Genomic DNA, 13,123 nt, shown 5'->3' with positions numbered 1-13,123 from the left:
GTCATATATGCGCTTGGGAATACAACGTTAAATAATATTAATATTACATGCTATCAAAATAGCTGTGACCAAGGAAATTCTGGAGAAGTCCTTATCCTAATGACACAGGGACAATTGGAGGTTTCCATCATTAATCCATTCAAGGATAAAGCTGACCAAATCAACGGATATCTATATACAGCTTCGGAGGCAAACATCTATGCTGTTGGTTCGCTCCTTCGCGTAGAGGGAGGAATATTTTCCAGGGATAATCTGGTTGTAAATAGCTATCGAGGGAGCGCGGTGGAAAAAGGTCATATTGACTTTACGGCTAATCAGGATAAGCTCACTTCAAGACTGCAAGTGACAAACAATAAACGATTATTTTTAAATCAAACACAAGGCCTTCCAAAGGTTAATGGGTTGGAGGTAATTACCGACCGAATTGAAAAGAAATAAAATGTAAACAAAACCCGTTGGTTACGCACCAACGGGTTTTACTTTCCTACTAAATTCACGATTTCAGTATGATTCCATTCCTTCGCCCACATAGCAGCGGTTTTATTCTCATTATCTTTAATGGATGGATCCGCCCCTGCTTTCAGGAGCATTTTTACTAGGTCAGTCTCCCCATACTCACTGGCATATATTAAAGCCGTTTTTCCTTCATTATTTTGTTTATTAATTAATTCAGGTAATTTTTCAAGAAGCACATCCAATAACTCATCCCGCATGTTGATAACAGCAGCCGTAATAACAGTATTTCCTTTCTGGTCTTGCACTCTCAGCAATTCAGGATCCTTCTCCTCCAATAGAGTTATAATCTCTAAATGCCCCTCCTGCGAGGCAATATAGGCGGGTGTTTCACCTTCGTTATTAGGCTGGCTTGGATCCAACCCTTCTTTCATGAACAAATCAGCAATATCGGTCACTCCGCGCAATGCAGCTATATGCAGGGCAGTATTTCCTCTGCCATTTGTATCATCCAGTTTATCTTTATGATTCTTGATTGCTGTTAGAAACATATTATACGCTTCTCTATACGTCTCCTCATTATCGGGATTCCCGATTGAAAATACAAGCGTAACAAACAACGGATTATCTGATTGAGGTGCTATAACTGCTCCATGCTCCAACAGAACACTGGCAATTTTATAATCCTGATTCATAATGGCCAAATCAAGCGGTGTGACTCCCTCTTTATTCGCCTCTAAGGAGGTATGCTTATCTGCAGCCAATTCTTTTACCTGTTTTAAATCTCCTATTGCAATAGCCTCTGTCAGTTTCTCCTCATTCTCTTGTTTCGACTTTGCATTACTTCTTTCCGTAAAGCCTACTATACCAAGGACGATAGCAGTCATAATCAGGATTGCAGATACTGATAGGATGATTTTCTTTTTCATATAGTTTGTCTCCCCCGAGCTCTTCCCTTAAAGAAATGGACTCACTCTAACTCGCGGAGTGAGTCTATTTCTCTCTTAATATTTCGAATTGCCGTTTCCATTTTCTCCGCTGCCAGGTGATGTCACATTTACATTAAGATCGGCATAATACTCTTTTCCTTTATCATCCGTTACGGTAATCTTGATAACATCTTTACCGATTCTATTGCCGGTGAATACTCCATCCGATTTGAGAGATACGTAATAATCGTTCCCAATTGTATAAGTTACAGATGTTACATTGGTTGCATCAGACGGCAAATATTCCAAGTAAGTCTTTACAGATCTGGTCTCTCCTTTTTCGATATTGACTACCTCTGGAACTGTAATTCCTGTAAGAGGCTGTCCGACATTTACAATGACCTCTTTTGAAGCATTTCCATCCTCAGAGGATACTAGCAAAATACCTTTTCCGGTTCCTACTCCCTCGACTTTTCCATTCTCATCTACCCGAACAATATCAGGATCTAATGACTTCCAGATAATCTTCTTATTAGTAGCATTGCCTGGTCCTACATCACTCGCAAGCTGATATTGATCAAATTTATTGATTGACAGAGGGTTTGGTGTGATTGTAATCCAGCCTACTGGTACCGAGTTAACCTTAATTGCTGCTGTTTTCTTAATCACGTCACCGTCTTTTGTTATTCCAACTACCGTTAAAATCGTCTCTCCCTTTTTAAGACCTGTTATAGTAAAGCTTTCTTTATCAATGGTTGCAATAGATGGATCACTCAAGGTTAATGTAAGACTGTCTCGGTTATCAGCTGGATCGGTTGTAATAGATAAACCTTTTGTTTCTCCAACATCTATAGCCATATCTTCCACACTGATAGTGTTCACGTATTTACGGACGGTCACGACTGACTCTTTTTCAATTACTTTGCCAAATACATCCGTCACTTTTACTTTTACCTTCGTTTTCCCTGCTTTTAAAACTTTTGCTGCACCTGTTTCAGGATTAATGTTTAAAATGTCTCCATTACTGGCTTCTGACCATTCAATACTTTTAATCCCCGCATCACTCGGAACTAAATCGAGATCAAGCGAAAAATTCTTATCTACATCCTTATTTAATTCAAAGGTTTCAGGGAAAGTAACCGATTCCAGGCCATTTTCAGCAATCAGCGTTAATTGGTTAAACTTAACGTTCTCATCCTTTTTGAGAGCATTTTTATAACTTAACGTCGAATCCTTTAATACATATTCTTTCTTCACAGTTGGTTTCACTTTAACCGTAAACGTAACAGGCTCTGCTTTAAAGATAGTCCCTACTCTTTTATAGACGATATTATTTAAGGTTTGTGTGTATGTTAATCCAGAAGCAGTTGTACCGCTGGTTTTACCGCCCCCACTGACTTCCATTCCTGCTGGCAGATTTTCAGTTAGTGTAACCTCATTTAATGTAACCGTTGATTCTCTGATCGCTTTAGCAAGATCTCCCGTTATATCCTGTGGAGTAATTGTATAGGTGATTTCCGTATCCTCACCAACCTTGATTGGATTGGAGGCTTGAACGGTCCGATTTACCTGAAGATTCGTCTGCAGCTTTACAACTTTTACATTCAATTCTTTAGTAGCTTTGGCGCCTTTAGCATCGATTGCTTCGATTCGTATAGCAGCATTTCCTCCCTCAGGTAAACCATGAGGGATTGGCTGAACAATCGTCGTACCGTTGCTTACATTAGTTTGTTCAAAAACAAGCTTGTTATTAACATAGACTTTCGTAGCAATCTTTTTATCCTTCAGATCAAAATCCTGAATGTTATAGGCAAGTTCAATATTTTGATTTGATGGAATCAGGTCACCCTCCTTAGGAGAAATAACCGTAATTATGGGAGCATGGTTTGACCCTAAAAAGGCACGATACATAGTGTTGACAAACAGTTTCTGCTCCCAATCAGGAAATCCTGTATTTGTATGACCGGTACCCGAATACGTAATATTCCCCTTAGAATACGTATAATAATGGTTCCAGCTATCATTTACATCACGAGGATTATTGTAATCAGTTTGATCCTGCTGTCTTGTTCGGTCACTTTTAATGTTATACCAGGGGATTACCTTAGAATCTTCCAGATTCAAGGTAAAGTACTGGTTATGCGTTAAAGCTATATCTTTTGCAGAGCCTTTTCGAATTCTTTCTTCTTCCAGATTATAAGGGTAGCTGGTCATAATCCCGCTGTTTATAAGTGCTGTAGAATTAGAAGTACGCGGGGCTCCATAGCCCAAGTTTGTCTTTGGGTCGATTTGGCCTGATATTTCTTTAAAATTCTTCAACCAAAAGTTATCGGTATTACTGCCATCTTTTTGGAAAATCGTATCATGTGTGAACATAATGCTTTGCTCAGAAGAGATAAACGTTTCTAAAGAACGAGTCGAATTGGCATTTAAGTTGGTTTTGTTGTACTCATCCCCAAATCCAAAAATAACCATATCGTATTTTCCGTTAATTTGAGTATGCGAATTAGGACCAGTTGATCCGTTAAATATGTCCATTTTAGTAACATCAATATTAATCTCATATTCATTTGTTTTCTTCAAATAAGATTGGTTCATATTGCTGCTATTCAATAAACTGCTGTTATAATTGGCATTTGGTGTAACCTGCAGGACTTTTAGCTGCACAGGCTGATCTACAAACTTAATCATCCCTTTTTCATAATCCTTAAATCCCGTACCATTATCTAGTAATTCTAACTTCCAATAACGGATTCCCGAATATCCCTTCGGTAATTCAAAGGTGATTGTACTATTTTGCGAGGTAACCGGTATTTCCTTTACAATCTCATCCGTATCATATTGATCATTAAAATCAGAATCGATCAACAGCCGAGCCTTTAAATCTCTTGATTCCACATCAGCTGGCTTTTGCACCCTAAAATTAAAACTTAGATTGTCCCCATCCTGATAGGCAGTTGTTTCACTTGGTTTTGTTGTTAGCGAAAATCTTGGACCAGTTGCGTTGTAGTAATTAAAAAATACGCCCATCTGGACTGGAAAAAGATATTCCGCACCTCGGTAATTATAATTAAGTACATTCGCCTTATAAAGATGGGATTTTAACTGCCCCAATATAGCCCTATGGGAATTGATTGTATCCCTATCCACTATGACCGGCTTTCCCTTATTTATAAACCCGTCAATAATTTCTTGCAGCTTCAAATTTGTAATATCATTCTGAATGGATGTAGTATTATGATTCTTGTCTTTTACTTTTGCCTCCGAATAGGTACCTTCCATGATGGCAATCATGTCATATTTCCCATCCAATTCTTCTCTAAGTGCTACAAATTTTTTCATTGGCATTGATGTATATTCATATTGGTTCTCCCCTAAAAGACCCTCAAGCCTCGTCGGGTAATTATTTTTATTATCGTAAATCTCCAAAACTCTTATTTTTGGAGTGCTTTCCGCTCCATGTGTTACGTTAGGAGCCTGCAATACCGTTGAAAATAAAATAATAATAGCAATTGCTAGTTTCAGCCCTCTTTTCATATACCCACCCCTCTACCGTGTATTTTAAATCGAATCTATTCTTAACTCGTACAAAATACCTATATCATTACTTATTATTATACAGTCTTTACCATTATTTTGTATATTTTTCAATAAATTATCTGTACTTTTTATAAATATCAATCTTATAGGATATTTGTTGATTTACAGAGATGGGTAGATTTAAATTCATCTTTTTATCAAAATAGTAATGAATACACGGATTTTTCTCTTAAAGTTTTGATCAGTTGTTCCATATATCAAACTCAAGGCCAAACATACAACTTTTAATCTATTTCTTCTTGAACAAAAAAGACGTATTCCTCCTCTCTACTAGTCAGAATACGTCTCTTTTATTTAATATATTGCGCCACTTTGTTACGTCCGGCGCGTTTTGCTCCTGTATACATCGCTCGGTCTGCATGACGGATTAATGAGTGAGGATCATCCGCATCATTCGGCGCGGTTGAAACTCCAATTGATGCAGTCACTCTTACATGAATCCTCCTGCTTTCACTACCTAAATCAGATACTAATTCATACGACTTTGTTCCAATTTTTTGACGTACCAGTTCGGCAAATTGATAGCCTTCCTCCACTCCTGCACCAGGTAGGGCAAGCACAAATTCTTCACCGCCATATCTGGCTGCAATCCCTTTATATTGTACGAGTGAAGACAAACGTTCTGCTACCTGGCATAAAACATCGTTCCCACCCAAATGTCCGTAAGAGTCATTTATCGACTTAAAGTGATCCAAGTCTATTAAGATAAGAGTCAATGTGTCCAGCTTTTTTTTCCTTATCAGGTTAAATTGTTCTTTTAAATAGTCTTCAAGAAAATAGTTATTATAGAGATTTGTTAAAGAGCAGCGTTCACTTTTGGCTTTCGTTTCTTCATAATGCCTCGCATTTTCAATAGCTGATGCCAGATATGTAGAAAGAATATCTGCGATCGTTATCTGACTGTTTTCAAAGAAGTTTTTTTTCGAAGAGATATGAAGGACAATCCCTTCCATTTGCTCTGCATTTAAAACCGGAACAATCAATACGCTTTCTGCCCAATCAGGAATACCATGGTTTTCGTATTTCTTCAGGGAGGCAGAGCTCTGAATCAGCAATGATTTTTTTGATTCCCATACTTCTCCAATCAAGCTGTCTGTTGCCGAGATTAAATTCAAATGGGGCATACCAGTCTCATTTTTACTTTCATAACGAACCATACGAAGGCGATTGCTGGCTTTGCTATCCACACTCAGAATATAGGTTTCGTCGACTGGGAAAATCTTTGAAATTTCACCCAGAAATAAATCCAGGACTTGCTTGACTTCCAATCTTTCCGTTAACCTATGACCAATTTGACTCGCTTTTTGCAAATCTTCATTCATAGTATCAGCCCGATAATACAGTCTCATCACAAGAGCCAAACTGACAAGCGGTATGCCAACAATAATAATGGCTACAACCCCCAGCTCCTGATAGGTTGAGTACAATAATAAACCAATCGGAAAGATGATAATACTGGACACGATATCAGCTACCTGATCTTTTGCTACAAACTCTACTTTTGCCTCATATACAAACACATCTATGAGTAAAGCACAAATAAAATTAGATAAGAACCAGACAATTTGGTGGATTACAATTAATGAAAATACACTTATCTCAGATAAATCCAGATTGGAATGCTGACCGCCAAGTAAATAATAGATGAATCCGCTTGTTAGTGAATTAATAAAAAACATTAAAGAATTCATCGGAATGCGGAAAAGCTCATCCTTACTTATTTTTATTCGGTAGAGCAATGTCATTACTCCGATTTGCGAAAGGATTATTTCTACAAATAATCCGTACTCAAGGAATAAAGCCAAAGATACGCCCTGAAGGAGAAAAATCGGCAATCCATTTATCATGATAGGGTAATACGTAATAATACAAAGCAGTAATAGGAACAGCAGAATATCAATCGAAAAAAAGCTTCCTAAAATAGGATACTCCGTATATGAAATATATAAACTTGCAGGGACGATCAAAAACCAGAGTATCCAAATAATGATGCGTTTTTGTTTTGTAACCATTACCGTCCCTCCGTTCAGGAATCCATCTTATGTCACATTTTATCAAAAATTCTGACATCTGTCACACAAATATTTACAAAAACAGGTCTTATGGAGGATTGTCATGAACATCATTACTTTTAGAGGGATATAGTTATGACTTTTGAATGATTTCACTGACGATATAAGGGCGAATAGACGCCAAAAAATATAAAGAACCTGTGACCAATAGCATATCTCCGTCTTTCATTTTGGTTAATATCCCATTTATTCCTGCCACCCAATCTTTCTTTATATCCTTATGAGGATGACGACTATGTTTAAATAGCTCCTCTGCTTCATTCATTCGTTCTAATGGAAGCTCCGTAAAAGTTATACTTGCTGCCTTTTGTTCAATCATCTGAATCATCTTTGTATAATCCTTGTCCTTTAAAGCCGCAAACAAAATATGTATATTACAATTTGGGTAACGATCATCAATCGTTGAAAGCAGAGAGTTTATACCCGATACATTATGTGCGCCGTCCAGGATGATTAACGGCTGGTTCGATACAATCTCAAAACGGCCTTTCCATCTGGCAGATGCCAGTCCTTTTCTGATACTTTCTTCCCGAATCGAAAAGCTATACGTTTCACTGAGTAATAATGAACTGATAACTGCAAGCGTAGCATTCTCAACTTGATGGCTTCCAAGCATGCTAATATGTAAGTTCTTCAGCAAGTGTTCTCGCCATTTAACCGTGAAAACTTCCTGATTTTTAGGTTGAGAGCGATTCATTATCTTAAATTCTCTTCCTAGAGTATATAAAACAGCATTCATTTTCTCTGCCTGTTTGGCAAGGGGCTCTAGTGCCTCCTCATCTTTTACAGCAGTAACGACTGATGTGCCATTCTTGATAATTCCTGCTTTTTCTGTTGCAATTTCATTCAGAGAATTCCCAAGAATGTTGGTATGCTCTAAAGAAATGCTAGTAATGATCTCCAGAAGCGGTTCAATTACATTAGTGGAATCAAGTCTTCCCCCAAGTCCTGTTTCAATAATAAGAATATCCGGCTGCTCATTTTTAAAGTGCAGAAAAGCTAATATAGTCGTTACTTCAAAAGCAGTCAGATAATCCCCTTCTTGCTCTGCTTCATTTAAAACAGGGAGGAGGTAATTTAAACATTCAACTAGCTTATTGTCCGAAATCATTTCCTCACCAACCATGATTTGTTCATTCAGCTTTTCAAGATAGGGAGATGTAAAGGTACCTACCCGGTATTCCTCTGCCAACAAAATATGCTTTAAAAACGTAAGTGTAGAACCCTTCCCATTTGAGCCTGCTATATGTATACAAGGAATGCTGCGCTCCGGATTTCCCAATTTACGTAATACTCTTTCCATTCTCTCCAAGCCAAAATCCATTCCAAGTTTGGCTGTACGGTCTGCAAGAAACTTCTCTGCCTGTTGATAATCCTGTATCATTTTTTCACTCCTCAACCATTGCGCTATGTATTAGTATGACATGATTGAACAAAAACACCCTGTTCAAATGCTTCGAACAGGGCGCAATAAAAATATCTTAAGCCAATTCTTCTAAATCCTTCAGACGGCTTTGTACAGCCTCACGTTTTTCAACATAGTCTGCCAGCTTCGCTTTTTCTTCTTCAATCACCTTTTCAGGCGCTTTTTTCATGAAGCCTTCATTGGATAGCTTTTTCTCAATTCTTTCCACTTCTTTTTTCCATTTTTCAAGTTCTTTTTGAAGACGTTTTTGTTCCTCTTCAATATTTAATAGACCTTGCAATGGAAGAATTAATTCAACACCCGTTACGATAGCTGTCATCGCTTTATCATCTGCAGGGATGTCTGTACCAATTGTTAATTCCTCTGGATTACAGAAGCGCTCGATATAGCTGCTGTTTTTCTCAAGAACAGCTTGCGTTTCTGCATCTTTCGCCTTCAATGAAAGCTTGATTTTTTTGCTGAGCGGCGTGTTCACTTCTGCGCGGATATTACGTACTGTACGAATGATTTCAACAAGCAATTTCATTTCATCTGAAGCTTTTTCATCCGTTAAGTCCGGATTTACAACAGGCCAAGAAGCTGTTGTGATGGACTCTCCTTGGTGAGGAAGGTTCTGCCAAATTTCTTCCGTGATGAATGGCATAAACGGATGTAATAATCGCATCGTTTGATCCAATACGTACGCAAGGATAGAACGTGTTGTAAGTTTAGCTTCCTCGTCCTCGCCATACAGAGGGAGCTTCGCCATTTCAATATACCAATCACAGAAATCATCCCAAATGAAGTTGTATAATGCACGGCCAACTTCACCGAATTCATATTTATCTGCCAGTCTTGTTACAGTTTCAATCGTTTCGTTTAAACGAGTTAAAATCCATTTATCCGCAACTGATTTTTCGCCTGTTAAATCAATCTCTTCATATTTCAGCCCATTCATATTCATCAAGCAGAAACGGGATGCATTCCAAATTTTATTGGCAAAGTTCCAAACAGATTCTACTTTTTCATAGCTGAAACGTAAATCCTGACCTGGTGAGCTTCCAGTTGTTAAGAAATATCTTAGTGAATCCGCACCATATTTCTCAATAACCTCCATTGGATCTACACCATTACCAAGAGATTTACTCATTTTCTTGCCATGCTCATCACGTACAAGTCCATGAATCAATACATCCTTGAATGGACGCTCTCCAGTGAATTCAAGTCCCTGGAAGATCATTCTTGATACCCAGAAGAAAATAATATCGTATCCAGTCACAAGAGCTGCTGTTGGATAATAACGTTTAAAGTCTTCTGAATCTGTATCAGGCCAGCCCATTGTGGAAAACGGCCATAGCGCAGAACTGAACCATGTATCCAATACATCTGTATCCTGTGTCCAGTTTTCGATATCTGCAGGATCTTCCATTCCTACATATACCTCGCCTGTTTCCTTATGGTACCAAGCCGGAATGCGATGACCCCACCAAAGCTGTCTGGAGATACACCAATCATGGATATTATCCATCCAATTCAAATATGTTTTCTCAAAGCGCTCCGGTACGAATTCTACTTTACCTTCAGTGGATTGCATTTCGATTGCACGCTCTGCTAATGGTCCCATTTTAACAAACCATTGTGTAGATAAATAAGGCTCTACAACAGATCCGCTTCTTTCAGAATGTCCAACCTGATGGATGTGCTCTTCAATTTTGAACAACACTCCCTGATCCTGAAGATCCTTCACAATTTGCTTACGGCAATCGAAACGGTCCATACCTTCATATTTACCAGCCTTTGCGTTCATCGTTCCATCTTCATTCATAACTAGAATGCGTTCAAGATTGTGACGATTACCTACCTCGAAGTCATTAGGATCATGTGCTGGTGTAATTTTTACAACACCGGAACCAAAGTCCATCTCTACATAATCATCGCCAACAATCGGAATTTCTCTTCCTACGATTGGCAGGATAACCGTTTTTCCAATCAGATGCTTATAACGGTCATCTTCCGGATGAACAGCAACTGCTGTATCGCCAAGCATTGTTTCCGGACGAGTTGTCGCAACTTCAATATGTCCGCTGCCATCTGCTAGTGGGTAGCGCATATGATAAAAAGCACCCTTAACCTCTTTATGAATTACTTCAATATCAGAGATTGCTGTTTTTGTGCTTGGATCCCAGTTAATAATATATTCACCGCGGTAAATAAGCCCTTTTTCATAAAGTTTTACAAACACTTCACGAACAGCTTTTGAAAGTCCTTCATCCAGAGTAAAGCGTTCACGCGAATAATCAAGGCCCAAACCTAGTTTTGCCCATTGTTCACGGATATGAGATGCATACTCTTCTTTCCATTTCCATGTTTCTTCAACAAATTTCTCACGTCCCAAATCATAACGTGATACCCCTTGATTGCGCAGTTTTTCTTCTACCTTCGCTTGAGTTGCAATTCCCGCATGGTCCATACCTGGCAGCCATAATACATCATAACCCTGCATTCTCTTCATTCTTGTCAAAATATCCTGAAGTGCAGTATCCCATGCATGACCTAAATGCAGTTTTCCCGTTACGTTTGGGGGAGGAATTACGATCGTATAAGGTTCTTTTTGTTTATCCTGTCCCGCTTCAAAGAATTTACCCTTTAACCACCAATCATAGCGCCCTTTTTCGATTGATTGAGGATCGTATTTGGTTGGCATACCAATATCCGTTTGTTGCTCCATTTTTCATTCTCCTTTACTTTCATAATTGGTGAAAAACGCAATAAAAAAACCGCTTCATCCTCTATATAAAAAGGACGAAACGGTATGTCTCGCGGTACCACCTTTGTTCCAATACAAATAACTATTGTATCGGCACTTCATTTCGTTAACGGCTCTTCACCGGTTATCCGCTACTACCTGACGTTCACGGAAACAGCTCCTGGGCGACCTTCTGCGATTACGGTTACTGAAGGAATCTTACAGCCGATGGATTCCTCTCTCTTACAGTCTTAATCACATACTCTTCCCATTCAAAGCTTTTCATTGTTATTTTGGTTTCTCATAATCGGAAATCATTTTTTAATACTGTTATCATACATAAGTATGCATCTACTCGTCAATCATTGTTTCCCATTTTTCTTTATTTTATTCAAGCCTATATCCAAGGTGCCATCGTCAAATCTCAATCTTAGGCGCCTTAAATAATGCTGTACAGACACCCATTCAGGGGTATTTTTATATTCTATCATAAAGGGGGAATTTACATGCGAAAAAAGGTAACTCAATACAATATGCCTCCGTGGATTCGAAATACAAGAAATGTCTTACAGCAATTCTCCATTCCCTTTGCCGTTTTTCAAGGAATCCGGACATTCTTTTTTCCGACCACTTTTGATTTATTTCTGCTATTTTTACTGATTGGCCTTGCTTTAGCCTTCCACTTTGATATTCTGTAATCTTTTATAGCTATTCATTTAGACCAGGTAAGTTTGCCTGGTTTTTGTTTGATACAATTATGTTGATGCCGTATCTTTTATTTCTCTTCCTTCGCCTTTTTGCTTTCTTCTATTTGTTCCATCCTCATGATGATATATTCAATGTTTTTTAATAACCAATACTGCCTTTGGAATCTTCGGCAAAATTGAATTTCATCCTGTTTGCCTTTTTTTCTGGAGTATTGTTCTACTACCTTGATACAATTAGCCGGATAGGCTAAATAGGATAAGAATAAACGCAGCTCACCCTCCTTGAAGGGAAAATACTTCAGATAAAGATAGATCCACTCAACTATTTCTTCACCCTGGATTGGATAAGTTTTTAACTGCTTAACGACAAAAGGCAATAAGTCGAAATAGGCAGGTGCGGTTTTACTCTGTTCAAAATTGATAAAATGTCCATAACCATTTTCACTATATAAGAAATGATGAATTGAAATATTTCCATGCGTCACCACACTGCGTACTTTTTCTTCTTCCTTTGTTAGGTCAAACCACTCCTTCAGTTTATTTAAGGAATACGTTAGAGCCTGAGACAAGTCATAAAAGCACATACTAAACAATTGCTCAAACGGAGACATATACCACTTCTTTTCGATGGTTGTTACCATTTCACGAATAAATTCCTTTTGCTCCTCCCACTCCTTGACTGTTTTTTCATAATGCTCTTCCCGTTCCTCTTTAGTAATGTTGATTTCCTTGCCAGATAGCGTATGCATTCTTGCCAGTTCCCTGAACATCTGCTGGTGTCGTTCTGCCCGTTCCTCGATATGTTCATCCGGCAGCCAAGGCATAAGGTAACTGATTTTATCATGAGTTAATACTCCATATCTGCCATCAACTGTTGGAAAGATCGGAACAATTCGGTTATATCCATTTTGATATAGGTTCTGCACATTTTTGATAAAATCAATGCCTTTGGTTGCCAGGATGGTTTTAATCGCGAATACACCATTGTTCGTATATACTTTTTTTACTTTTCCAAAATCCTCGTAAAATTCAAGTTCCAATTGATAGTTTCTTAGTAACTCAGATATCCACTCCTGATCTTTTCTTAACATTCCTATGGCACCCTTTCTGTATGTGCCCTTTTTGGAAACCAATGAAATCTATTTCAGTTGTCCTATACGTCATTAATTTTTGTGAGCTATGCAACCATGCTTCTCACAGCCAAAACCGCA

The 13,123-nt window shown here is 38.3% G+C and carries 7 protein-coding genes, 1 pseudogene and 1 other annotated feature; of the genes and pseudogenes, 2 read left to right on the top strand and 6 right to left on the bottom strand.

Annotated elements, in window-relative coordinates; translation table 11 throughout:
* Nucleotides 1-438, top strand: a pseudogene (locus tag AC4D4A_RS14380) (hypothetical protein); the annotation flags it as partial.
* A gap of 38 nt (nucleotides 439-476) precedes the next feature.
* Here the strand turns inward: AC4D4A_RS14380 and AC4D4A_RS14375 are convergent.
* The 5 genes from AC4D4A_RS14375 to AC4D4A_RS14355 all read right to left on the bottom strand — a co-directional run bounded on the left by AC4D4A_RS14375 (nucleotide 477) and on the right by AC4D4A_RS14355 (nucleotide 11,187).
* A complete protein-coding gene (locus AC4D4A_RS14375; protein ID WP_490996529.1) occupies nucleotides 477-1,382 on the bottom strand; it encodes an ankyrin repeat domain-containing protein in 906 nt (301 codons plus the stop codon).
* Between the two features lie 75 nt (nucleotides 1,383-1,457).
* The gene (locus AC4D4A_RS14370) at nucleotides 1,458-4,919 is read right to left on the bottom strand and encodes an Ig-like domain-containing protein (protein ID WP_490996528.1); all 3,462 of its coding nucleotides are present in this window, start codon (nucleotides 4,917-4,919) and stop codon (nucleotides 1,458-1,460) included.
* 353 nt (nucleotides 4,920-5,272) lie between these two features.
* Nucleotides 5,273-6,994, bottom strand: coding sequence for a sensor domain-containing diguanylate cyclase (locus AC4D4A_RS14365; RefSeq protein WP_490996527.1), 1,722 nt, complete (start codon nucleotides 6,992-6,994; stop codon nucleotides 5,273-5,275).
* A 133-nt stretch (nucleotides 6,995-7,127) separates the two neighbouring features.
* Complete coding sequence (locus AC4D4A_RS14360) at nucleotides 7,128-8,438, bottom strand: bifunctional folylpolyglutamate synthase/dihydrofolate synthase (protein WP_490996526.1); 1,311 nt, start codon at nucleotides 8,436-8,438, stop codon at nucleotides 7,128-7,130.
* Between the two features lie 97 nt (nucleotides 8,439-8,535).
* Entirely contained in the window at nucleotides 8,536-11,187 is a 2,652-nt protein-coding gene (locus AC4D4A_RS14355) for a valine--tRNA ligase (protein WP_490996525.1), read from the bottom strand.
* Nucleotides 11,188-11,254: 67 nt separating this feature from the next.
* Nucleotides 11,255-11,490, bottom strand: a binding site (T-box leader).
* A 221-nt stretch (nucleotides 11,491-11,711) separates the two neighbouring features.
* Between AC4D4A_RS14355 and AC4D4A_RS14350 the strand changes: the two genes are divergently transcribed.
* The gene (locus AC4D4A_RS14350) at nucleotides 11,712-11,903 is read left to right on the top strand and encodes a YszA family small membrane protein (RefSeq protein WP_490996524.1); all 192 of its coding nucleotides are present in this window, start codon (nucleotides 11,712-11,714) and stop codon (nucleotides 11,901-11,903) included.
* A gap of 77 nt (nucleotides 11,904-11,980) precedes the next feature.
* On the opposite strand, the gene ysxE is transcribed toward AC4D4A_RS14350, so the two are convergent.
* Nucleotides 11,981-13,003 (bottom strand): spore coat protein YsxE, encoded by a 1,023-nt coding sequence (gene ysxE / locus AC4D4A_RS14345; protein ID WP_490996523.1) that lies wholly within the window; start codon nucleotides 13,001-13,003, stop codon nucleotides 11,981-11,983.
* Between the last annotated feature and the right edge of the window lie 120 nt (nucleotides 13,004-13,123).

This window comes from Pradoshia sp. Z5_111 (assembly GCF_058267535.1).
Note: the sequence above shows the minus strand (reverse complement) of the source record. Positions and strands in the feature narration are given on the sequence as shown.